Below are 24,818 nucleotides of genomic sequence, written 5' to 3'. Positions count from 1 at the left end.
CATTAAAAAAGATCAAATTTGAGCATTGTTATTGTAATAATCAACTATACTCATCCCTACTGTATTCATTGTAATCTGCTATGTGAACATCATAATAGAAACATGATATTTTTTGCCAACTCACAAATATAGCTAACTAATAGTGAGTATCTAATCGAGGAGGAAAATTTGAAACTTTCAATAATAAATAAACTTTAAAAACAAGGAAAAAATGATACCTCCTGCCATATTCAAAAACTCTAAATATACGTAAGTATTGCTGTATTATTTTTATTCAATAGCACACATGGATCTGACATCTGAACTACTTTTGAAGTTTCCAGCAACACAGATAAGTACTCTAAAAAATTTCAAAAAAAGAAGAATCACCATTCATCCACAAGCGTATGGTTTCAACTTATGCTACTTAAATATGTTTAAAAATCTCACTGCAGATTTAGATATTTCTAATCGCATAAAAGAACTCCATGTGTGGAAAACTTCAGAATTTGATGACTACTCCATTTTCAATAATATTAACTTATATCTTAGCTATTTAAAGCAAGATATTAATGAAGTCACTTTAATTATTCATCATCAACAATCTTTTTCAGAGGATGAGTTAGCATTTCTGATGGAGTTATGCAGTCGTGAATTTATTCAATTCATCAAATCTACAAAATTTGATATTCGTTCGTTAAATCCACGAAAAACATTGCATTTAATTAACACACATCTTTCACGTCAAACACTATTGACCCTTAACAAAGAATCATCTTTAAAGCCACATCATCAAATGAGTCTGGAACTGCTAGCACAACTACTTTCATGTTCTCGAAATCAACTGAATCAGCGTACTAAAAATATCAAACAACAGCGTACACATATTTTTAATGAATTATCACTCAACAGCAGATGTGTAAAAGAACTCGTTGATCACTCTGATAGTTGTATAAGTACAGAAAAAATTTGGAGATCATAGTGTCGAACGATCTAAACGAGCATATTGATTTGACAGTTATTTCACTGCAAAAAACACTAGAAAAACTGTTTGGTGATGAGCAATTTGAACGTACGCAACATATCAACTTTGTGCTTAAACTATTGTCTTCTCAACAGACTGACAATTTTCTGGTTGGTCTCAATCTCGATTACTTTGATATCGATATAAAGTTTGATTCGCAGCTGCCGACACCTCCGGTAATCCCTTTCACGAAAAAAGTTAAGATTAGTGATTTATCCATTACGTCATACATCAATTCAATTGCGCAATTACCTGCATCACACACGCATGCAAAAAATTGGAATATTCTAGTTTTAAAAGCGGCAATTTATTTAATTGCTCTTCCTGAGCTTAAACCAGAGCTTTTTAAACAAGCACACACAGAACACTTCAATACCGTAAAGCGCTTATTCCAGCGCTTTAGGACTGCAAATAAAAATTTAGATACTGAAAAAAAATATCAAAATACACAAGAGTATCAACGTCTCTGGAGTACCTATCTTCAAGATCCAACACAGAGCTTAGAGCAATTTATTCAACATCTGATCACATTAGATACGGATGAATTGCCTGAGTTTGATCGCAATCTACTCAATGATATTCGCATTACTTTTAACTACATTTTAAAAAACAAAGCGAAGATTGCACGTGCAAGTATCGATACGCAGCTTCAACATCAGTTTCTTGATGAAGAACAATTCATTGAAGAAAGTATCGAAATCAAAAAAGGGGCTAAATCTAAAGCACTGAATATAGAAACCTTAATCGATGAGCCGATTAATCGGCAAATTGTTGTCAATCCAACTGACGTCACACCACTCGCAGCACATTCAGAAACGAGTCAAATCTATGTTCTACCGCTTGTTGCAAAACATATTCAACGCAAAGAACATTTACTCACGTCGAGTAGTTTTTTTCCGAATCCATCTAGCGTGAACCATCTCCTGAAAAGACTTCATGTGGACTACTCTGAACATCAAAATAAAAGTGCTTTGATCCTAATGCTCGCATTTTTGACCGGTAATAGTGTGAATGAGTGGCTATATATACAAAGCAAGCGAGCTAAAAAGTTAAATAACCGCCAAAAATTGATCTATAAAAATGATCAGGTCTTCTTAAACAGTCACTTTAATGTATTTGAGAACCGCAATTTTGAGTATTCAGACAACTTGCTCAATCAGACGATCTATTTAGACATTCCAATCCCGAATCTATTCATTGAGGATCTGCGCAAAATGGATTCGGTTAGTTTCGATGATATACAGCAATATTTACGCAAATTAAGACAAGAATTATTGATTCCAAAACTGTCTGTCGTAAAGGTGAGTTCTCTACTGCATCATACGGTTCTTGCAAAAACAGGGAATAAACAACTCGCAGATTTAATCACAGGGATTGATGCCAATCAGTCATCATCTGTTTCTTATTGTCATCAGAATATTCCACGATTACATGCACAATATATTGATATTCTAAAATCACTTTGTGCAGATGTAGCAAGCACATATGAAAGTTGTGTACCTTCGCTCCCTGATTCAATAACTCATTTTGGTAGTCGTAAAGCTCCAAAACCACAGGTCATTACAGAGATTTTTGCTGTATTGAAGTTTAATATTTTTTCACAAGCTGAAGACGATCTGATTGCTATATACAACCACTACAACATATGGATGTGGCATATCCTCCTTCTTTTTACAGCAGCACGCCCCGTTGCTGAATTCCCTGGATTTCTTAAAAACTTTAATTTAAAACGCCAAATTTTGATGGTTTCTGACAAAGAAGTAGGCGGCCGCAATGGATTCGGACGTCTAATCCCACTTTGTTCATTTTTAGTTGAAGAGATAAAAAAATTCCTTAAATTTTTAGAATATTTTTCGACTCAAATCATGATGAGTCATCCAGCTTTAAATGGTGTTATACAACAAATAGAAGCAAGTAAGCTGCCCTTTTTGGGAATCATCCAAGATGATGAGTGGAAACCACTAAGTCCTTCTACAGTCAAAAATTTCCATCCTGAATTAGGACTTGATCATGCAAATTGGCATCGCCATACAGCTCGTGCATTTTTGACTCATAAAATTACCGAACCTGAGATTTTAGCTCTCTTTGGACATGAGCTCATGCAACAAGAAGCAGCACATCCTTTTTCCAGTTTATCACTATCTCAATTTTCTAAAATTGCGAATGTTTTAGAGCAAATGAAAGATCAATTTAAAATTAGCGGGATTGAAGTTCATGTCATCATTCAATAAAAAATCCCAAAAAAACGCTATGCTGAAGATAGACGTCAACTTCAACGTAATGAATTAGAAAAGAACCTACGAGCTGATGCAGAACAAGAGCTCCGACAGTACTTTGATGAGCAAAAATTCTCAAATGAAGACTTAATTCAAGCTTATCCTGCAATTTATGAGTTTATTAAACGTAAAGCACCGAATCTTGCCTGGAAAAAATATGCTCATGAATTCTTCCGAACATATATCGAAGACCTCAATAAAAGTAATAACCTAGACCTCCCACTACCTTATCTCACCTTTGAGATGAAACGCGATGAACCAATTTTCACCCTAGATTGGATCCAAGCCGGTCATGAAATTGACATCATCCTCGAAAAACTGTGGGATTACTGGATTCTTGCTCAAGATAGTTCCGCTTTTTCTGATGATGAAATTATTGGGAATATTCTGCTTTGCTCAATGTTATACGGTGGATTAAATCAAATATCTTCATTAAATGCTTTGCTCGAACATTTAAAAAACCCTGCAAAAATCCAAAAAATTTGCGATTTTAATATCATCTTTTTAGAGCCACTTTCTCCAAGCTATGGCGATCTATTTGTTGATGAAAAAACAATTCGAAAATCACGTAATTTTATCCCAGATCAGCTGACAAGACTTTGGCTCATTCATTTTAATACAAGACAAATTCGTGACATCAGTCTAGATGTGAATGTGTATCTACACCTCATTTTTCAAAAAATAAAACATCCATACACCAACAAGACTTTTGAGTTTTTAAGTGACTACGCCAATTTTAATTGGCTACAACTACAGAATGCAGATATTGATCCTGCCCTCTCACAATGTTTGTTAGAAAACACTCTCACGTGTGGTTTATCAGAACATGAGTTTGAAAACTTTGCATTCCCAAAATTTAAAACTCAATTAAGTGCTGAAATCGAACGAAATGTCTCTTCTACAGCCAAAGTCCTACCAGATCTCAATACGTCTGAAGCAGTAGAAAATGTGATATTTATTCATAAAAACTTGCTGAAAATTATGCGCACATCAACGGACCAAGGCACTGCTAAACTCATTATTGATTTTTGCCTGCTTCACCAAGAGCAGTTTAATGAGTTTTCTAAGCGCATTATCTTATGGCTCATCAGTCTCTATCAACCAAATTCAGAGCAAATAAAAGAATTATCAGCCACCTTTGATTTTGATACAACTCAGTACACGAAGGCATTTCAAGACAATCAAAAACTCGCAGATAGTTCAATCTATACATATTACACCCGGATCGCAGAACCGTTTTTAACTCATGCCTTACAATACATCGATGCCGACGATGACATTAATGATCTGCTGAACAAAATCTATCAACAAATCATTAGCAATACACGACTTGCTGATGAAGTAGATCAATCTGAGTTTAAAAAATCTAAAGACCAAACAATCCACATGTTGAAACGCTTTCATACCTTTCAACAAATTGTTTTTCAAGCAGAAGATTTCGAACTTGAATTTATTGCATCGCAAAGTCGACCACGGGCACGCATCATAGGCCACACAGCCTTCCAGGTCATATTAAAGAAGTTAAATCAGCTCTTACATGACCAATCCATCTCAGACCATCACTATAAATTATTAAAAATCATTTATATTTTGGCTTACCGTACTGGTATGCGTATTAACGAAATACTCGGGTTACGTGTAAAAGATATCGAGGGTTTAAATCAATTTTCTATCTGGGTTCAACCTTATGGTTCAAAAAAACAAGGGAATCAACATCTTCTCAAAACGGATAGTGCGGAACGGATTGTGCCTGCATACGCTTTGCTAAAAGATGATGAGTACCAATTCTTTAGCGATTTTGTTGTTGAAAAACGCTTAGAAAATAAGAAAAGTTTATATTTATTCAGCAACTTGAATGAAAATAAAAAACTGAATAAACACACTATCACCGTACCCCTAAAACTGATATTAAATCAGGTCTTTAAAGGGCATCATTACTCCTTTCACTCTTTTCGTCACACTGCAGCGAATCATTTATCGCTTTTACTGAACTGTGAATATGCACCACTTGTGCAAAAGCTAACCGACTATAGCGAAAACGAATATCAAAAAATTCGAGCTGAGCTACTTCAAAATCAACATGGACAAAACCATTGGTTTGTTATTGCACATCTCTTAGGACATATAGAGCCAGTTGAAACATTCAAAAGCTATATTCATTTAAGTTATCTCATAGCTGGTCAAAAACTACTAAAACATCATCCAGATATGCCTAATGAATTGGCTAAAAAAATTATGGGCCACAATGCAACGTTTAAAAATTTGCAAATAACAAATGATGAAAAAGACTTTAATTTTGAAAAAAACCAGGCCGTTCTAGCAACTATATTATTAAACGATCAAACAAAATGGCTTCAAAGTAATGCTACTGACATTTTAGATGAACTGTCGTTACAAATAGATCAATCCCATGATTTTTTTGCTTTCTTTGTTGGAACAGAAGATTCTAAAATTTCACTTCAACGCTTCTATGAAACGCTCAATATATTGGAGACTACTCACGATCCTAAAAGTGCAGCTCAACGTATGTGCTTACCAGAAGAACTCGTCAATTATTGGTATGAAAATGCTCTAAATTTAGCAAACATTAAATCAAAAAAAGGGAATCCCCGTTTATTTGGTATTGATAGCTCAACCCACTTAAAACCAGCAATGCTTGATAGCGCTGAAGAGCTTCATGCGGTGACTTATTTTTTTGAACATCTACAGAAAATAGCTCGTAAAAATCCAATACAAATTGCATGCGTCCTGAATATATTTTTGAATCGAGTGACTGCTTCACATACCGGTATCCATTATCGCTGGAAGGATATCGATCAACTCGAACATTTTTACTCCCAAGTTAAGGCTTTATTTCCTGCCAAATTTTGGCACTTACTTGGACAAGATTTGCAAACAAAGTTAGATGCTAAACAACAGCCTCAACTTTTCAAATTAGCAAAAGCATCAACAGATAAACATCCACCAACTCAAGAGGAGTTTCCTCGTCTACAACTCTACTCAGTAAAAGATGGTCATGCTCTTGCTGCATTTAAATTTTGCTTACATCTAGCATGTATTGGGCGCCCACTATCTATTCCGCTTAATGGGTTGGATTACATGTCACCTGATACCGTACATAAACCTATGGCTGTATTACACCAACAGGAACTTCTTAAAACTGATTAAATCACTGATCTATTTATGATTTCCATTGTGTGTTTAACACCCCCATAATTCTATTTTAATAGTAAAATATAGTCAGTTTTCGCTATTATATAACTATTAAAATAGTATAATTCCCCTTATTTTCAATGGTCAGACTATCTACATTAAACAAAATCATAAATTGCTTTTCACAATAAAAGAAACTAATATGTTTCTTACATGACCTAAAAGCAATAAATGTATCTACAATGAATAAGTCTTTACTTCAGCAAATCAAAAAAAGACGAACCCAATTGGGCTTAAAGCAAGTTGATATGCAATCCCGTACAGGCATTTCAAGACAGCAATACCAAAAGCTGGAAAGTCAGGGCAACCCTCGATTAGAGACCTTAGAAATTATCGCGGCAGGATTAAATGCTCAACTGATGCTCATCCCTGATGATAAGGTTCATTTGATTAGACAATTATTGAATGATGAAATTAAAGTCACTATTGAAGATCAGGATGACTTAATGACTAACCCATGGAAGGGTCTTCTCGGAGGAGAGGAACCATGAATACTGTTGCCGTCCTGAAATTAACATTACATCACGCTGTCGTTGGATACTTGGCAGGATTTCAGAGCGGAAAAAATATTCTGGTTTTTACGGATTCTTTCCGCTCTGATCAGCAACGCCAGACCTTGAGCTTGCTGACTTCCCCCTTGTATCCTCAAGCAGATAAGATTTTAGAAAAGACCTATGTTACACATCAGCGCTTACACCCCTTGCTATCAAACTTGCTACCAGAAGGCGCATTACGCGAACTCATTGCACAAAGCCTTAAAGTACATATAGACAATGAATTTCAGTTATTGGCAGCTTTAGGTCATGACTTACCTGGAGCACTCATTGCGACCCCATTAGATCCAGAAGAAATTCCAGATGAAATAAAATTCAAACTGCAGATCTCGAATCCAGATCAGATTTTAAAGCAAGAGATTCGAACAGATAATAAGTTTTCCTTGGCTGGCGTCCAAATGAAGTTTTCCATGAAAGCCAAAGATGGGCGTTTTACATTAGCACAGGCAATAGAATCCAGTCTATTAGGGGATTGGATTATCAAAACTCCTTCTTCCAGACATGGTTTTGTTCCACTAAATGAATATTCTATGATGAGCCTTGCCAAAACAGTCGGCATAGATGTCCCTGAGATTCGCTTGGTGGATATGGCACTCTTACAAGACCTGCCACCATTAAATTTACCCCAAGAGCAATATGCTTTCGCAATCAAAAGATTTGATAGACAGAGTACTGCTGATACTATAGAGCTTATTCACATCGAAGACTTTGCTCAGATCTTCGGCGCATATCCACATCAGAAATACAGCACCACAAATTATGAGCAGATAGGAAAGATCATTTATCAATTTTCAGATAACAAAATTCTTGATATTCAGCAATTTGCCAGCCGCTTACTCGTCAATATTTTGCTCGCCAATGGAGATGCGCACTTAAAAAACTGGAGTATGATTTATCATGATAAAAGTGCACCCAGATTATCTCCCGCATACGATATATTAATGACCAGTGTATATATTGAAAATGAGCGTCATTTCGCATTAAATCTTGCCAAAAATAAAGATTGGTATTTAGCTGAGATGAAACACTTTGAACAATGGGCTGAAAAAGTCGGTGTTCCATGGCGTGTTATTGAAAAACAACTTCACGCGATCATGGACAAAGCACGGTCAGTATGGCCAGTGCTATTACTAGACTTACCTATGATTTCTGTTCATAAAGAAAAATTAAGAGAACATTGGAAAAAATTGCATCCAGACTTTCAGATACTTACAGATGATTAGGGTAATCTGAAACCAAACTAAAATTTCTCAAACAAGTTCATCACGTCATTTTCCGTCAGTTTCGCTTCGCCCTCATGATCGGTACTTAGAATAGACTGTGCCAGTTCTGCTTTATTTTGCTGTAAGGCAAGAATTTTTTCTTCTATGCTTTTATTGGTAATCAGCTTATACACAAATACTGGCTTGTCCTGTCCAATCCGCCATGCACGATCTGAAGCTTGATCTTCAGCAGCAGGGTTCCACCATGGATCATAGTGAATGACCGTATCTGCGGCAGTTAGATTCAGACCGACCCCTCCTGCTTTCAGACTGATTAAAAATACTGGCACTTGTCCAGACTGAAATGCTGTAATGACTTCATCTCGCTTTTTGGTCTTTCCAGTCAGCTTCACATAGCCAATTTCTGCGTGATGGAGGTGTTGCTCAATCAGTTCCAACATTGAGGTAAACTGAGAGAAGATAAGAATTTTTCGCCCCTCCTCCACCATTGGAACGACCATATCCATCAACTGTTCAAGTTTGGCAGAGTTTGCCTGCCCAATTTTCACTGAATCCAGCTTTAGTAAGCTAGGATGGCAGCACACCTGACGTAGCTTCAGTAAGGCATCTAAAATTTGAATTTGACTACGTTTAAAGCCTTTTTCTGCCACAATTTTCTGAATATTTTCCTGCATCGTGGCGCGAACAGCCTCATATAACTTGGATTGCTGGTCATTCATATCAATATTGACTTCAATCGTGGTTTTTTCTGGCAATTCTTTGGCTACGTCAGTTTTCAAGCGACGTAAAATGAAGGGCTTAATCCGGTTGACCAGCTTTTGCCTTAACTCCTGATCACCGCGTTTTTCAATCGGATGACGGTACTTTTTATTAAAAATTTCTTGTGAATATAAAAATCCTGGCATCAGGAAATAAAATAGTGCCCACAGTTCACCCAAATGATTTTCCATCGGGGTACCTGTTAGACACAAACGATGTCGTGCTTTTAATTGGCGTACTACCTGTGCAGCTTTGGCACGCGGATTTTTGATATTCTGCGCCTCATCCAAAATGAGTTGATGATATTCATATTGCTTTAGTTGTTCTTCATCTCTCGCTAGAAGCGGATAGGTGGTTAACACAATATCATAGTGCGGAATCTGCTCAAAATTCTGATGGCGGTCGGGCCCCTGTAGCAGCAATACCTTGAGCTCAGGGGTAAATTTCTCCGCTTCTTTGAACCAGTTATGCATCAGCGATGTGGGTGCAACAATTAAGGCGGGACTGTCCTGCAAATATCCAGCCTGCTTTTCCATGAGTAAATGGGCTAAAGTTTGTGCTGTTTTCCCCAAGCCCATATCATCTGCCAGAATCCCGCCATGCTGGGTTTCCCTTAAAAACTGTAACCAGCCTAAGCCCTGCTGCTGGTATGGACGCAACTCCCCCTGAAAACCTTGTGGTGTCGGCAGTTGTTGCTGATAGCCTTGTTTGAATTTCTGTACAAATTGCTGCAGGCGATCACTGACCTGCCATGTCATCCCAAGATTATGCTGCAATTCTAATAATTGACTCGCATCATAGCGATCAATACTGCGCTCTTCTTGCTGTAAAATGCTCTGCAGATGCAACAATATCGGCTTAATATCCCTAGCAGATAGAGCCAAATCAGGTTGATCAACTGCAGTTTTCACTGTGAAAATTTGACTGTCATGCAGATGAATAAAAGTCCGTGGATCAAGTAAATCAGGATTTACTCGCACCAAAGCTACGAGCGCATCAAGCAAATTATAAGAATTGCCTGCACTGTCTTGAACCGTCGCCCCGATATTGAACCAGTCCTGCTGACCTTCAGATTCAGTGATAGAAATATTTAAATTTTCGACATATTGCAGGTTAAAGGGGCTGTTTTCCAGATGCTCTATCTGCCAGCCCATCAACTCAATTTGATTGATGGGCATGAGCTGTTTGATCCAGTCTCCATAGAAAGCAAAAACCATAGAATCAAGACGTTGTTTATCCAGTTTTAATTGCTGGTCATAACTAAGATCTTTCACCCACTTCAGTGATTCGACCAATAGCTGTAAACGCTGGATTGACTGTTGTTCCTGAACTAAGTCCCGAAGCTGTCGCACCATTTTGCCATGCTGTTCACCAATAAAACTGTCACCTGATGTACCTGCTTTAATTCGCCCACCTGCATAGGAGAATTCAATTTCAGCACAAACAGACTCTTCCCATTTCCAATCAAATTTATCTAAAACACCGAAGCGTAAAATTGGCTGGGGACTACCCTCAAAGACATCAATATGCTGAATAAACTCGGGTTGAGGCAGATTTTGCACGTCTGAATATTGATGAGTCAGTTTCTCAAACTCTGGCAAGAGCATAGATGGAAGATCAGGCATCTGTAAAAAATGGTACAGAAGATTTGCCGTATATTCACCATATAACTGGCCCACCGTGTTCTGTTGAATATCCACATAACACGGTGGCTGGCTCGCGAGAATCTGGATATGTGGATTTGATTTTAAATCGAGTCGAATATCGCCATTGACCAATTCAATGTTTAAATGCTCTGTCTGTTTGTTTACACCTTGTTGCCAGATCAGTTCGATGTGATAGCCTTGTTCTGACCATTGAAGTGCAGCATAGCTCTTTTTTTGCCAGTACACATCGCCACTTTGAATAAAAGATTTAAAGTGCTCCAATGAAATTCCGGAGATATCAAGATTGCTTTGATAAAAACGCTCGTCGCTGTTTATTTTGGCGTAATAATAAATCTGGTTAAATAATTGTCGTTTTTGTTCAGGTAAAGTCAGATGCTTTCTGGTGATATTTTCATATTGGGTATAATAACTTTCCCCTGCAATTGAGCCGTTTTTATTGCGTCTGGCCTTCTGAACATCAACTGTCAATTTCTTTAAGCTGACCGACTGATCTAGCAGGTAAATTAAATAATTGTTTGTTTTGACAGATTGCTCTGGTTCAGTCTGTTGTAAATACCGTTTAAAATCATTCAACCAGCGCTGCGCCTGATCATCCCCCCATCGGCGTTTTGCGATTCCCTGCGGAGATTGAGATTCAGCATAACGCTGTTGAAATTCCTGACGATATTCTTGAAAGAATAACCGCGCTAAAGCAGCAGCATGTTTACAGTTATATCCAACTGGACAAGTGCAGTCATCATCGATTAAACGGTCTTTTTTAAGATTATAGGTAATCGCGGTATCGTAATAATCTGTCCCTTCAATTTGAGCATACATCGTGACATCTTCATTTTCCTCAAAGAACTCAATTGTTTCCCTATCAATGTGTTTAGCATAGCTCAGACTGCGCTGAAGAGTTGCAGTACTAAAGCGAGATAGAAAATTGATCAATGAGGACATAATTACCAGACACCAAAATGTTTATACAATTATAACGGACAAAGCTGTCATTTCAGAACAGTATTGCTCGCCAATGTATTAAAAGGAAATAAATCCATGCTCAAAAACTTAATGTTTACTACAATGGATGGGGTGAATATTGGCTTTGGGGTACATTGGTCTCCTCAACCGCAATCACAGGTCGGCCATTAATCGCCTTTGAATACAGTGCAGAAGCGATCAGTAAAGGTTTAGAACTTTCCTGCACATCAAATGGATATCATGGGTGAGGCATTGGATATTCCTCGACAAGCTCTTGTGAAACTTGGTACTCAGGAAGCGGAACTTTGCGTCCAAGAAGTCGATGAAATTATTGGCTCGATTTGTAAGGTTGCAATCCGATTCAGCAATATCGCTCATGACCTATTACCTGGACAAATTCAAGCAGAGACTCCAACTGATCCAAAATAGGATTGAGCATAATATTCATTTATTGCACTAAATAGCTTTCACAAAGCTCCTATGAAGGGCTTATTCTAACCGTTGTTTTATCACGGCATAAGCTACACCAGTCACCACACTTCCAATCGCAATCGCCAATAAATATTTTAATGGATAATTCATCGCATTCGGAATGATCAGTACCATTACACCGCCATGAGGAGTGACTAGTTCACATTTAAATAATGCAACCAAAGCCCCAGTTACAGCACCACCTGCGATCGCGCATGGAAGCACTCGAATCGGGTCTTTAGCAGCAAACGGAATAGCCCCTTCCGAAATGAAACATAGGCCCAGAACTACAGCAGCCTTCCCTGCATCTTGCTCAGGTTTGGCAAATTTATGCTTTGCCAGAAAAGTTGCAATTGCCATACCCAACGGTGGTACCATACCCGCAGCCATGGTAATCGCCATCGGTCCGTATGTTTGTGACGTAAGTAAGCCCACCGTAAAGGCATAAGCCGCTTTATTTATTGGTCCCCCAACATCAATACACATCATACTCCCAAGGATAACCCCCATGATCATGGCATTGGTCGTCCCCATATTGGCAAGGAAGTGTGTGAGTAATTCAAACAATTGTGCAACAGGCTGTCCAACCACATAAATCATGATTAAACCAACAGCTAAACTGGCCAATAGTGGAATAATCAAAATTGGTTTTAATGCTTCTAGGCTACTTGGGAGTTTAAGCTGTTTCGATAAAAATAACGCAATATAACCTGCAATAAAACCTGCAACTAATCCACCGAGAAAGCCTGCCTCTAATTGTGTTGCAAGTAAACCGCCAATCAAACCTGGAGTTAAACCCGGACGATCCGCAATAGAATAAGCAATATAACCTGCCAGCATAGGTACCATAAGAGTAAATGCTGCAGCACCTATTTGCTTTAAGGATGCGGCAAAGCTTCCTTCAACAGGATTGAGGCCAAACATAAACGAGATGGCAATAATCAAACCGCCCGCCACCACCATCGGCAGCATGAAAGACACCCCTGTTAAAAGGTGTTTATAAATTCCAGTTTTTTCTTTGTTTTCATTTTCTGTCTTAGTGGCTGTTTGCTTACCCGTTTCAAGCACTTTAGCCTCAGCAATTGCATTTGCAAAAGTCTTATCCGTTTGCTTAAGGGCAAATCCTGTACTGCAGCGATATACACGTTTGCCTACAAAGCGATCTGTATTGACCTCAATATCCGTTGCTAAGATCACCACATCTGCTTTGGCAATACTTTCTGCCGATAAAATATTTTTAGCCCCAACCGATCCTTGGGTTTCAACATCAATCTGATAACCGTGCTTTACTGCACCTTGTTGTAAGGCTTCGGCCGCCATAAACGTATGCGCAACGCCAGTTGGACATGCTGTAATGGCGACAAACCGTGTAACCCCTACATTGGCTGCAATAGTTTCATCTAAAGCATCTGAATGCTCAAGAACTTGTTGCAAAAGCATGATCGCATCGTGTTGTGCGTTATTCAAACCAATGACTTTCACAACCTTGTCACGCAGTTGATCCGCATCTGCCGACTTCTGTCCAACAAAAACAACAGTATCAATAACATTTGATAAATCGAGATGCTCGACTGATGTCGCCACATGATTGGAAATACCAAGTGCTGTTGCTGCTTTAGACAGTTTTTTGGCCAAAATCACTGCATTAATCGGCTGCTCGGGACTATGTGGCACAAATAAAATATGTTTAATCTCTTGCATCGTATTAACTCAATGATTGAACTGAGATTTGCGATTTCAAATCTTCAATAACAGCAAAGTCTGGAAGGGCAAACCCAATTTGGGTCACAGCATTGCTCGCAATTGCGGTTGCTGTTTTCAATGTTTCTTCTGGGGAAGTTGAACTCAACAAGCCATGAATCATACCTGCCAGCAAGGAATCTCCCGCACCCACCGTACTTTGGACGGTGACCTTCGGTGCAGTAGCATGCAGGGTTTGCGTGCGGTGAAGCCAGTTCACCCCGTTTTCACCCATCGAGACCACAATATGTTCGATCTGACTATTTAAACTGGCAAAAAGATGCTGCTGTTCTGCAAACGTTTCTGCTGGCAAATGGTAGGTTTCTGTCAACTCATCTGTATTAGGCTTAATCAACCAAGGATGGGCAGCAATTGCTGCTTTCAAGGCAACACCACTGGTATCTACTGCGACTTTTTTACCCGCAGACTGTAACCATAGAATCAGTGTCGAAAGCTCTTCTGCAGAAAAACCTTGTGGCAAACTGCCAGCAATCACAATCACATCAACCTCTAAAATCAGTTGAGATAGACGTTCACATAGTTGTTGTTTTGCTGAGGTATCTACAAAAAAGCCCTTGCCATTGATGTCAGTCATCTGACCAGAAGCTTCTGCAACTTTAATGTTTTGTCGTGTTTCACCTGCAACAAAAATAAATTGGTTATCAAATTGCTCTTGCTGGATATGATGGTCAAAAATTTGACGGTTTTCTTGCCCCAAAAAGCCACTCACAATCAGTTCATGACCCAAATCCTTAAGGACCTGAGCCACGTTTAAGCCTTTACCTGCTGCATGGCTTTGGGCCGTTAACTGACGATTTACCTCGCCAACTTTTAGTTGATCCAATTGCACGGTGAGGTCAATTGCAGGATTCAGAGTAATGCTTAATATCTTAGCCATTCGGTAATTACTCCACCAATGCACGTACGGCAGTCGCACTGTCACAACTTAAGGCTTGCTGTGCGACCTGTTGGCAATTTATATAGTTCAAACCACGAATTTGCGCCTTCACCAATGGAATACTGGTACTCGACATACTCAACTCATCCACACCCAAGCCCATCAATACAGGCACAGCTTTTGGATCAGCAGCCAATTCACCACAAATGCCCACCCATTTACCATGCTGATGTGCTGCCCGAACCGTTTGATCAATCAATAGCAAAATACTTGGATGTAAGCCATCAGCTTCAGCAGACAATAGTGGATGACCACGGTCAATCGCCAGAGTGTATTGAGTCAAGTCATTGGTTCCAATACTAAAAAAATCAACTTCTTGAGCAAGAATTGGAGCCAACAATGCTGCCGCAGGAACCTCAATCATAATACCGACTTGTAAGTTTTCACATGGATGCTGTATGCGAACCTCATCTAATATTGCTTTTGCTGCTCGCCATTCTTCAACCCGCCCAATCATCGGAAACATAATTCTTAATGGGCGATTATCCGCTGCTTTAAGTAAAGCAACCAATTGCTGACGTAACAACTCTGGCTTACGTAAAGTCAGACGAATACCACGTAAGCCCAAGAATGGATTTTCTTCCTTTTCAATAGGCAAATACGGCAAAGGTTTGTCCCCGCCCACATCAAGTGTACGTACCACCAATGGACGACCCGCTAAAGCATCTAACACCACCCGATAATCGGCTTCCTGTGTAGCCTCATCAGGCGCACTGCTGTGTGACATAAAGACCAATTCTGTGCGTAGCAAACCAATTGCTTCTGCCCCATCGGCCACAGCCTGTATCGTAGCGCCCACTTTGCCAATATTGGCTGCGATTTCAACTTGATGTTGATCCAGTGTGATGGCAGGTTCTAAACAATGCTGTTCCGCTTGTTCTCGCAACTCACGCTGGCATTGGCGCTCTGCAATGGCATGATCAATCTGATTTTGCTCGGGTGAGACCACATACTCACCACTATCCCCATTAATTAGCACTGTGGCATGGTTCTCAATATTTAAAACAGCTACACCCGCACCTACGACTGCTGGAATAGCCAGAGCACGTGCCACAATAGCACTATGGGCACTCGCTCCACCAACCGCGGTCAAAATGCCTGCAACACGATCTTTATTCAGACGCGCTACATCACTCGGACCAACATCATGCATAATTAAGATATAAGGTTGCTCGGGTTCTGTGACATCGGCCACACCACACAAAGCAGCCAAAACACGCTCACCAATATCCCTTAAATCAGCCGCACGCTCTGCCAGTAAACGATCGCTAAGTGCAGCCTGTGCGGTAGCAGCCACTTCAATATGATCATGCCAAGCTGCAGCAGCAGACAACCCCTGTTTTAAACCGCGTTGTACACTTTGGAGGAGGTCTGGATCATCCAGCATTTCCAAATGTGCCATGAAGATCTGCTTAATGGCAGTAGATTCAGTATGTGCAATGAATTGACGTAAGCTATTTTTCACCTGATGAAGCGCAATTTCAAGCTTTTCATTCTCAGCTTTAAAACTCTGTCCGCGACGTTCATAACTAAATTCGCGTGGCTTCACCACATGAGCAGGACCAAAAGCAAGGCCAGTTGATGCCGCAATACCGCAGCTACCCGTATCGCCATGTGATTCAAAAGGCATTAATTCCAAAGTATTTACGACTGGGTCACTACTGCTATGCTGATGAGATACAAGATCAACAGGTTCAACATCTTCTCCTAAGCCCTGTTGAACTGCATCAATAATCTGTTCTAAGCCTGCTACAGCATCGGTATCAGGTTGTGCAATAAAAGTCAGAGTTTGACCACAACGGCATCCCATGGCTAATAATTTGGTTAAACTTTTTGCCGAAACGTAAGCCCCCTCATCTACAGCAACGAGAATATCCCCTGCAAATTTCTTGGTCATATTGACCAAGTATGTCGCAGGACGCGCATGTAGACCATGAGCATTAGCTAAGACAATACGACGAGATGGCCAATCAGGAATCAGTTCAGCACCAATTAACTGCGCCAACTGGTGACTATCTTGCTCTTGGTTGAGGGTAAGAACTTGTTCAGTATCAAACAAAATATCCATTAACCGTTGAAACCGTTGCATATCCAGTTGCTCATTACTGGCAATACACACCAAAGTCTTGAGCATTTCCTGCTGATGGCTTAAAACCTGTTCCGCTTTTACCAAACTTACAGCTGGGCTCAAAACATGCTGGTTAGAAGTGATCGACCAGACCGCCTCCCCTAAATGAATCATGCTGTTTAGGTTTAAACCCGACAGAAAACCACACTCCACCATTTTTTGCTTTTTCAGCAGCTGTGTTGCCTGCCAAATTAAATCTTCTACATCAAGTGCGGGAACTTGGGTGGCGATTAAATTTTCATGCAATGCCAAAGATGCGGGTTGGGCTTGTAATAATGCAATAATTTGCTCTGCGGATTGAGCCTGTTTCACTTGATCAGCGACATCATTAATTAAAGCCCGCGTCAAAATTTGTAAGACTTGCAAATGCTCATCTGATTTCGCAGCAATCACTACTGCTAAATAAATTTTATTTTCACCGTCCCAAACAACTCCTTCAGGAAAGTGTGCCAGACGAATACCAGTTTTTAAAATACATTGGCGAGACTGAGGCGTCCCATGCGGAATGGCAATTCCTTGCCCTAAATACGTTGCACTTTGTTGTTCGCGCACGGTCAACCCATGAATATAATCAGGTGTAACCAATTGGTCTTCGACCAAGATATCGACTAGACATTGCAACGCTTGTGCCTTATCAGTGGCGTGTTGTTTCATTCGAACATGTTGTATATCTAGCGCGAGCATAAAACGTCCTTGCAAAGCAGCATAGTGAGAAGCCATGCCTTTTTTACTGGAGAAAAAATAAAAGTCGAATTCTACTCAGGATTTACACAAAAATCTGTATATTTTGATTTTATCTTGATAATCATCATTACGACGCAATTAAGAAACGACGAGATTCTCCAGAGCTCAGTGTTGCGATAGTTGGGTTTAGTTCTAATTGAACCGCTCTATCTGATTTCAGGGGGTATATTTTACTTTTTTCATCGGATCACTACGCTTCGCTACGTCTTGAGAAGCAATGCGTCTCATCTCAGAAAGTTTGGGCTCCGACAAACCCGGTACGGTTCAGTCAGCATACTTTTTAAAACACCACTAAATAATTTAATGAGCATTTAAGAATATCAAGCCCATTAAAAATGGGATTGATATTCTTAAAAATTAGGTAAATTTCACTCAACTATTCATCTCTGATTTCAATAGATGCAAACTCTTGTTCAGGCGTGCCTTCCACCAGATGATGTCTGCTATACAGCAGATAATACAGAATGAATAAACCATAAATTAGCGCTGCCAAACACCATACTTTTGGATTAACCATTAAACCAGCCACCACTGCAGCACAGGCCAAAACCAATGCTATACTTGAAGTAACGATGCCGCCGGGTGTTTTATATGGTCGTGCTAAATCTGGACGGGAAAAACGCAATTTAATATGCGACATCATCATCAACACATAAGAAATGGTGGCACCAAACACCGCAATCAAAATCAGCAAATCTCCTTCACCCGTTAATGACAATACAAAGCCAATTACCCCAGGAATCACAATCGCCCATTTCGGCGCTTGTTTATTATTGGTGAGCGATAATATTTTCGGTAAATAACCCGCACGCGATAGGGCAAACACTTGACGCGAATAAGCATAAATAATCGAGAAGAAGCTTGCTACTAAACCTGCTAATCCCACAAAATTCACAAAACTGGCAATCCATGAATGCTGTCCATAGACTGCAATTAATGCATCAACCAATGGTGCTCCTGAGTTTTTCACTTGCTCTGCACCCATCGCACCAGCACTTAAAAACAAAATCAGCAGGGCAAATGCAGCCAGAATCAACATTGAACCAATTAAACCACGTGGTAAAGATTTGACTGGATCTTTGGCTTCTTCAGCAGCCAAAGGCACGCCTTCAACTGCAAGGAAAAACCAGATTGCAAACGGGACAGCAGCCCAAATGCCCATGTAACCGAGAGGCAAAAATGAACTCGCCCCCGCAGTATTTGACATTACTGCAATATTAAATAAATTGGCAGCATTAAAGTGTGGAACCATTGCCATTATAAACACCAACAGCGCCACACAAGCAATTGCGGTAATGCCAAACATTATTTTCAGAGCCTCACCTGCACCTTTTAAATGAATTGCCATGAAAAACACATAGCAAAACAGATAAATCGGCCAGCCACCTATGCCAAATAAAGCTTCACAATAATTGCCAATAAAAACAGCAATTGCGGCAGGTGCGACTGCATATTCAATCAGAATTGCAGTCCCTGTAAGATAACCACCAAATTGCCCAAACGCCACTCGCGCAAAACTATAGCCCCCGCCTGCTGTTGGCAGCATGGTCGACATTTCTGACATCGACAAGCTCATGCATAGATACATAAATGCCACTACAATCGTAGCAACAAATAATCCGCCCCAACCACCTTGCGCAATACCAAAATTCCAACCTGCGAAGTCACCCGAAATCACATAAGACACCCCTAACCCCACCAACAGCAACCAACCGACGGCACCCTTTTTCAGTTGGCGCTGGGCAAAATATTCGGTGTTATCCGCGACACTCTCCGTCATTGTCATTTCATTTTTCATGATGCTCGATCACCTTTTTACCAAATTCGACCACTTTAATATCGGTGAAATATCGGCTTTAAACTTGACAATAAATCATGAGCATAGTCGCTTGAAGTCAAGTTGCTCTTTTTTTTCTTTTATAAGATCAGCTCAAAGTCTGGGACTCCGCACCCAAGATCAGCATGAAAAGGAGTACAACATGAGCGTCCAACAAAATGAATATTTAAGCATTCAACAACTCTACGAATTGGCAAAAAAAGCCATGCAAACCTATCCAGCATGCTATCAAGGCGAGATCAAATTACTCTGCCAATCTGAAAATGCCACCTTTGTTGTGAAAACCGCTCAACAACAATATGCACTACGCATTCATCGTCCCAATTATCATTCCAAACAACAAATCGAAAGTGAACTAGCATGGTTAGATGCGTTAAATGCGCATGGCATCGCGGTGCCGATTGCCATTGCCGACTGTCATGGAGATAAAGTCCAAACATTGGCACTCAGCCCAGATATTTCAAGGCATGCAGTGCTGTTTCATTGGGTAAAAGGTGTGATGCCTACAGCAGATAATGTCGATCCATGTGATTTTAAGCAGTTGGGTGAAATCACAGCACAACTGCACCTGCACAGTAAAACATGGGAGATGCCCGCCGACTTCCAACGTATTGTTTGGGATCATGAAAGTATGGTTTTTGCCGATGGACATTGGGGTGACTGGCGTCATGCCCCACAGTTAAAATCGGTAGATCATGCCGTGATTGATGAGGCAATTTGCCGTGTTGCCACCGAGCTAAATCAATTTGGGAAGTCCAAAGATCGCTATGGGCTGATCCATGCTGATCTCAGACTGACCAATCTGTTGTTGAATGAAAAAAAGGTTGGTGTGATTGACTTTGACGACTGCGGCATGGGCTGGTTTATGCATGACTTAGCGGCAGCAATTAGTTTTAATGAACACTATACTGCTGCACCCAAGTGGGTCGAACAATGGTTGAATGGTTATGAAAAAATTGGGCATGTGAGTGGAGAAGAGTATGCGTTGATTCCCACCTTTATTATGCAACGTAGAATCCAATTGATGGCTTGGTTCGGTTCACATGCCTATACCGACATGGCCAAAAGTTTGGGAGCGCAATGGTCGGATGAAACTGTGCGACTTTGCAAAAAATATCTTAACAACCAGATTCCAGCAGGTATATAAAAAAATACCTGTAGGCAGTATCAAACCGTAAAAACATTGAATGGCATAGCTCTTGCTTAATTTAGAACAATATCGGTTCTGTATTAAAAGAGGCTATGCATGATTCAATTTAATCCTCTATCCATCAACGCTCAAGACATCAGCAATCAAGGCATTTTATCAGCTGCCGCGACAGGCCTGAGTGACTTTATTCTGCATAAAGGTGCCGATGTCGATCGCATTTTTGGGATCAGTGGTATTAATCCTGAATTATTGCTCAGCCCGACCCTCAGTTTGCAACTCACCAATTATTGCGAAGTCTTGGAACAATCCGCAAAACTATCACATTGCGATAATTTCGGACTGCATTATGGGCAGCAATTTCATCCCAAAGCCTTAGGACTGATTGGCTATATTGGTTTATGTTCAGCATCGCTGGAAGATGCATTAAAGAACATGACCTCGCATTTTAATCTGCATCAAAAAGATACTTTATGCCGTATGGTTGAAGTCAATGATGCCTACCGTTTCGACTACCAAGTCCAGCATGGTGCAATTTTATCGCGACGACAAGATGCCGAACTCACAGTGGGCATGTTTATGAATGTAATTCGTGAAGTCTTGGGCACACACTATTCACCACGCGAAATTCATTTTGAACACCCACGTCCCGAGTTTTGGCAAGAACACAGTAAACTGTTTAATGCATCAGTGTTTTTTGATCAGCCATTCAATTCAATTTTGATTGCCAAATCAGACCTTAAAACCGCAATGCCACAGTCAGACCCGTTGCTGCTCACCATGATGCTCGACACTTTAAAAATTCTGAATACGCAATCGCAGTCACAAAGTTTAACCAATCAAGTCCGTGCGCACATTCAGCAAGATTTGATTCATGGTGAACCTAATTTGGAAAAAGTTGCACTAGATTTACATATGAGTCCATGTACCTTATCACGGCGCTTAAAATCACACGACATCACCTTTACTCAACTAATTGATCAAGTTCGTTATGAACTGGCCAAACACTATATTCAACAGAAGAATTTACCGATTTCTGAAGTAGCATTTTTATTAGGCTATTCCGAAGTCAGTGCCTTTTCCCGTGCATTCAAGCGTTGGTTTGGCTGTACGCCGCGCCAATTACGACATTAAGCGGTAAGACATCAATAAAAAAGAAACCCCGCTCAATGAGCGGGGTTAAATATGTATGACATTTAAGTTTATTTTTGCAGTTTACTTAAGGCTTGATCCAACGCCCCAACCAACCAATCAATATCCTTTTCTTGGAACACCAATGGTGGACGTAACTTCAAGACATTGCCATATGGTCCCGCAACAGAGGTCAGTACACGATGCGTATTACGCAATTCTTCAATCAAATCCAATGCCAGAGCTTTATCAGGCATTTTGGTGAAACGATCTTGTACCAATTCGAAACCAATAAATAAACCAGCACCACGCACATCACCAACACAGTCATACTTTTCCATCAGCTTACGCAATTCTGTCAAAAGCAGACCACCAAGGCGCTGACTATGGGCTTGTAACTCTTCTTCTTGAATAGTTTTCAGCACGGCCTGCGCCGCTGCCATCGCCACAGGATTCCCCCCAAAGGTATTGAAATAAGGGATTTTTTGACTAAAGGCAGACAACACATGATCTTTCGCGAGTAAACCTGATACTGGAATACCATTGCCCATCGGCTTGCCTGTGGTAATGATGTCGGGCACCACACCATGACGCCCAAAACCCCAGAAAGAATCGCCTGTACGAGCAAAACCCGGCTGTACTTCATCAGCAATGAAAATACCACCATTGGCATGCACCACATCCACTGCTTTTTTCAGGAAACCAATAGGATTTGGCATTACCCCATCTGATGAAAAAATGGAATCGGCTAAGAAGCCCGCAAACTTGATGCCATTGGCATTCATATCATCAATTTGTGCTTGAATTTGCGCGGCGAACCAGTCACCTAAATCTTCACCCTCAAAACGATATTGATCAGGTGCTGACACCAAACGAGTTGTAGCAGCTAAGGTCTGTCCTGTACCAAGCGCAGGCGAACAGCCCGAAGTAAGATCACTAGTACCATGATAGGCTTCTTGAGACACAATAATGCCCGTACCACCACTGTATTCACGGGCAATACGAATAGCCAAATCATTCGCCTCAGAACCCGTACACATATACATGGCTTTGTTAATTTCAGTCGGTGTGGTCGCTAAAAGCTCGTCGGTATAATCTAAAATGCGCTCATGTAAATAACGAGTATGTGTATTCAACATTTGCATTTGTTCATTGACAGCATTGATGACCGCAGGATGGCAATGTCCTATACTAGCGACATTGTTATAAGCATCCAAGTATTGATTGCCTGCAGCATCCCAAAGGTATTGTCCTTGCCCTTTTACAAGATGCACTGGGTTTCGATAAAACAAGCGGTAAGATTCACCTAAATTTTGGCTACGTCGATCGGTCAGTTTTCGGGTTTCAGAATCTAGTGCACTCGCATGCTCGGCACGGAAGCTATTGGTATCCATAATGGTAGATCGTGTATTCATCTACTATTCCTCTCTCACAAACTGTTTTTTAGTGCATTTGAATGATTTTTATATTGCACAGTGCTCATTTTAAAGACTTGACTTTAGAGCGCGATATGTAATTTTTGAAGTCAAATCTTATAAGATAATTTCTTCACAATACGAGCGATAGGATATCTATCTGAGCACTTTTATTATGAAAAGTGAATAAATAGCCTTTAAATGAATTCGCTAAAGAAGCCTGACAAAAAATAAAGTTGAATTCCATCATCCCTAATAAATGATAAAACTACTGAAATTTATTTACAGGCTCTCTATTAGGGTCTGTTGAGAATTACAGAGAGTTAATTAAACTCGCGCAAAATTGAATCATGGCTTCAAAACTCATATCTGTTTTACAACTACACATCGCTATACGTTTAAATTCTTTTAACTTACAGAAATAGTTTTCAATGAGATGACGCCATTTATACATAGTCGTATCAAAGGCTCTCATTACTTTTCGATTAGATTTGGGTGGGATCACCACTTTCACTTTACGTTCATTGAGTTCTTTGATGAGCCAATCTGCATCAAATGCTTTATCAGCCAGTAATGCTTGAAAATCAACATCTTCAATTAAAGGTTTGGTTTCTACTAAATCGTGATATTGACCAGGCTGAACCGTACCGGGTTTGTCGGAGAGTCAATATTCTGAGAGACTATTCCGATGACAAAATTAAAATATACCCCTGAAATCAGAGAAAGAGCGGTTCAATTATTGATTGAATCTGAAAAAGATTATCCATCGAATTGGGCTGCGATCACCGCTATTGCTCCCAAGATAGGTTGTACTCCTGAAACACTACGTATTTGGTATCAAAAATATTTAGATAAACAAAATCCAGTTAAAGTACAGCAGCTTTCAGACCAAGAACGTATCAAACAACTCGAACGCGAAAATAAAGAACTGCAACGCGCCAATGAGATTCTACGTAAAGCAGCCGCTTTTTTCGCCCAGGCGGAGCTCGACCGCCCACACAAATAATGGTGGATTTCATCCATAACAATAAAGACTTATATGGTGTTGATGCGATTTGTAGAATTTTACCGATAGCACCTTCAACCTATTACCGGACTCTAGATCTCTGCGAAAATCCAGAACATCGAGCAAAGCGAGATTTACATGACTTGCATCATGCTGAGGAGATTAAACGAATTTGGAAGGAAAGTTCAGGTCGGTATGGTGTACGTAAAGTCTGGCAAAAATTGAAACGTGAAGGCTATGTTATTGCTCGCTGTACAGTTGCTCGATTGATGCAAAAACTAGGTATACAAGGTGTTTGGCGTGGTAAGAATAAACAAACTACCCGTAGCCGAGAGGATCAAAAACGAGCAGATGACTTGGTGAAACGCAATTTTAGTGCTGATCATCCTGACCCTTGCGAAGCAATGCTTCTTGTATCTTGATTGATATAGTGATTAGCTACCACTATACGCAAATTGTAGAGTTTGGAGTGCTGCTAAAATCTTAAATTTGAACCTGAGATAAAACCTACAATTTGCCCTTATCCCTCATACAACTCTGAACGGCAACTAAGCACTTTGATGCTGTATTCACAAGGTAAGATGAT

14 protein-coding genes, 3 pseudogenes and 1 other annotated feature are annotated in these 24,818 nt (G+C 40.1%); of the genes and pseudogenes, 9 read left to right on the top strand and 8 right to left on the bottom strand.

Annotated elements, in window-relative coordinates; translation table 11 throughout:
- Window positions 1-286: 286 nt before the first annotated feature.
- From AC4CUX_RS07675 to AC4CUX_RS07655, 5 genes are all read left to right on the top strand, one after another.
- Window positions 287-961: a hypothetical protein gene (locus AC4CUX_RS07675; protein WP_016653305.1), complete on the top strand. Its 675-nt coding sequence runs from the start codon at window positions 287-289 to the stop codon at window positions 959-961.
- Entirely contained in the window at window positions 961-3,234 is a 2,274-nt protein-coding gene (locus tag AC4CUX_RS07670) for a hypothetical protein (protein WP_005403922.1), read from the top strand. The genes AC4CUX_RS07675 and AC4CUX_RS07670 overlap by 1 nt, the downstream gene beginning before the upstream one ends.
- 288 nt (window positions 3,235-3,522) lie before the next feature.
- A complete protein-coding gene (locus tag AC4CUX_RS07665; protein WP_490792293.1) occupies window positions 3,523-6,447 on the top strand; it encodes a site-specific integrase in 2,925 nt (974 codons plus the stop codon).
- Between the two features lie 227 nt (window positions 6,448-6,674).
- Window positions 6,675-6,983 carry a helix-turn-helix transcriptional regulator gene (locus AC4CUX_RS07660; protein ID WP_004282130.1) on the top strand — a complete coding sequence of 103 codons (309 nt, stop codon included), beginning with the start codon at window positions 6,675-6,677 and terminating at the stop codon, window positions 6,981-6,983.
- Complete coding sequence (locus AC4CUX_RS07655) at window positions 6,980-8,269, top strand: type II toxin-antitoxin system HipA family toxin (RefSeq protein WP_490792292.1); 1,290 nt, start codon at window positions 6,980-6,982, stop codon at window positions 8,267-8,269. The genes AC4CUX_RS07660 and AC4CUX_RS07655 overlap by 4 nt, the downstream gene beginning before the upstream one ends.
- A gap of 17 nt (window positions 8,270-8,286) precedes the next feature.
- Here the strand turns inward: AC4CUX_RS07655 and AC4CUX_RS07650 are convergent, their stop codons facing one another.
- Together AC4CUX_RS07650 and AC4CUX_RS07645 are read right to left on the bottom strand one after the other, a co-directional pair.
- Window positions 8,287-11,634, bottom strand: coding sequence for a DEAD/DEAH box helicase (locus AC4CUX_RS07650; protein WP_490792291.1), 3,348 nt, complete (start codon window positions 11,632-11,634; stop codon window positions 8,287-8,289).
- A gap of 118 nt (window positions 11,635-11,752) precedes the next feature.
- The gene (locus AC4CUX_RS07645; RefSeq protein WP_264756144.1) at window positions 11,753-11,881 is read right to left on the bottom strand and encodes a hypothetical protein; all 129 of its coding nucleotides are present in this window, start codon (window positions 11,879-11,881) and stop codon (window positions 11,753-11,755) included.
- Between AC4CUX_RS07645 and AC4CUX_RS07640 the strand changes: the two are divergent.
- A pseudogene (locus AC4CUX_RS07640) lies at window positions 11,881-12,115 on the top strand (hypothetical protein); the annotation flags it as partial. The gene AC4CUX_RS07645 and the pseudogene AC4CUX_RS07640 overlap by 1 nt on opposite strands.
- A gap of 29 nt (window positions 12,116-12,144) precedes the next feature.
- On the opposite strand, the gene AC4CUX_RS07635 reads toward AC4CUX_RS07640, so the two are convergent.
- From AC4CUX_RS07635 to eat, 4 genes are all read right to left on the bottom strand, one after another.
- Window positions 12,145-13,827 (bottom strand): fructose-specific PTS transporter subunit EIIC, encoded by a 1,683-nt coding sequence (locus AC4CUX_RS07635; protein ID WP_096911427.1) that lies wholly within the window; start codon window positions 13,825-13,827, stop codon window positions 12,145-12,147.
- A gap of 4 nt (window positions 13,828-13,831) precedes the next feature.
- Entirely contained in the window at window positions 13,832-14,764 is a 933-nt protein-coding gene (gene pfkB, locus AC4CUX_RS07630) for a 1-phosphofructokinase (RefSeq protein ID WP_096911426.1), read from the bottom strand.
- Between the two features lie 7 nt (window positions 14,765-14,771).
- Complete coding sequence (ptsP, locus tag AC4CUX_RS07625; RefSeq protein ID WP_490792623.1) at window positions 14,772-17,636, bottom strand: phosphoenolpyruvate--protein phosphotransferase; 2,865 nt, start codon at window positions 17,634-17,636, stop codon at window positions 14,772-14,774.
- A gap of 436 nt (window positions 17,637-18,072) precedes the next feature.
- Window positions 18,073-19,494 carry an ethanolamine permease gene (gene eat / locus AC4CUX_RS07620; RefSeq protein WP_168926857.1) on the bottom strand — a complete coding sequence of 474 codons (1,422 nt, stop codon included), beginning with the start codon at window positions 19,492-19,494 and terminating at the stop codon, window positions 18,073-18,075.
- A 181-nt stretch (window positions 19,495-19,675) separates the two neighbouring features.
- On the opposite strand from eat, the gene AC4CUX_RS07615 reads away from it, so the two are divergent.
- Window positions 19,676-20,680 carry a phosphotransferase enzyme family protein gene (locus tag AC4CUX_RS07615; protein ID WP_096911424.1) on the top strand — a complete coding sequence of 335 codons (1,005 nt, stop codon included), beginning with the start codon at window positions 19,676-19,678 and terminating at the stop codon, window positions 20,678-20,680.
- Window positions 20,681-20,779: 99 nt separating this feature from the next.
- Window positions 20,780-21,814: an AraC-like transcriptional regulator QhpR gene (gene qhpR / locus AC4CUX_RS07610; RefSeq protein WP_004681105.1), complete on the top strand. Its 1,035-nt coding sequence runs from the start codon at window positions 20,780-20,782 to the stop codon at window positions 21,812-21,814.
- Between the two features lie 68 nt (window positions 21,815-21,882).
- On the opposite strand, the gene AC4CUX_RS07605 is transcribed toward qhpR, so the two are convergent.
- Window positions 21,883-23,226 (bottom strand): aspartate aminotransferase family protein, encoded by a 1,344-nt coding sequence (locus tag AC4CUX_RS07605; RefSeq protein ID WP_096911423.1) that lies wholly within the window; start codon window positions 23,224-23,226, stop codon window positions 21,883-21,885.
- Window positions 23,227-23,539: 313 nt separating this feature from the next.
- Window positions 23,540-23,869: pseudogene (locus tag AC4CUX_RS07600) on the bottom strand (transposase); the annotation flags it as partial.
- Window positions 23,870-23,914: 45 nt separating this feature from the next.
- Between AC4CUX_RS07600 and AC4CUX_RS07595 the strand changes: the two are divergent.
- Window positions 23,915-24,624: pseudogene (locus AC4CUX_RS07595) on the top strand (IS3 family transposase); the annotation flags it as partial.
- Window positions 24,190-24,306: a sequence feature (AL1L pseudoknot), on the top strand. It overlaps the preceding pseudogene by 117 nt.
- Window positions 24,625-24,818 lie beyond the last annotated feature (194 nt).

Source organism: Acinetobacter sp. 231_lipA, from assembly GCF_058243005.1.
The sequence above is the reverse complement of the archived record's forward strand: the minus strand, read 5'-3'. Positions and strand labels throughout refer to the sequence as shown.

Coding starts and splice junctions, on each gene's coding strand:
- pfkB (WP_096911426.1), bottom strand. CDS start 14,764: ATGGCTAAGATATTAAGCATTACTCTGAATCCTGCAATTGACCTCACC.
- AC4CUX_RS07655 (WP_490792292.1), top strand. CDS start 6,980: ATGAATACTGTTGCCGTCCTGAAATTAACATTACATCACGCTGTCGTT.
- AC4CUX_RS07635 (WP_096911427.1), bottom strand. CDS start 13,827: ATGCAAGAGATTAAACATATTTTATTTGTGCCACATAGTCCCGAGCAG.
- ptsP (WP_490792623.1), bottom strand. CDS start 17,636: ATGCTCGCGCTAGATATACAACATGTTCGAATGAAACAACACGCCACT.
- AC4CUX_RS07605 (WP_096911423.1), bottom strand. CDS start 23,226: ATGAATACACGATCTACCATTATGGATACCAATAGCTTCCGTGCCGAG.
- qhpR (WP_004681105.1), top strand. CDS start 20,780: ATGATTCAATTTAATCCTCTATCCATCAACGCTCAAGACATCAGCAAT.
- AC4CUX_RS07665 (WP_490792293.1), top strand. CDS start 3,523: ATGAAACGCGATGAACCAATTTTCACCCTAGATTGGATCCAAGCCGGT.
- eat (WP_168926857.1), bottom strand. CDS start 19,494: ATGAAAAATGAAATGACAATGACGGAGAGTGTCGCGGATAACACCGAA.
- AC4CUX_RS07650 (WP_490792291.1), bottom strand. CDS start 11,634: ATGTCCTCATTGATCAATTTTCTATCTCGCTTTAGTACTGCAACTCTT.
- AC4CUX_RS07615 (WP_096911424.1), top strand. CDS start 19,676: ATGAGCGTCCAACAAAATGAATATTTAAGCATTCAACAACTCTACGAA.
- AC4CUX_RS07675 (WP_016653305.1), top strand. CDS start 287: ATGGATCTGACATCTGAACTACTTTTGAAGTTTCCAGCAACACAGATA.
- AC4CUX_RS07660 (WP_004282130.1), top strand. CDS start 6,675: ATGAATAAGTCTTTACTTCAGCAAATCAAAAAAAGACGAACCCAATTG.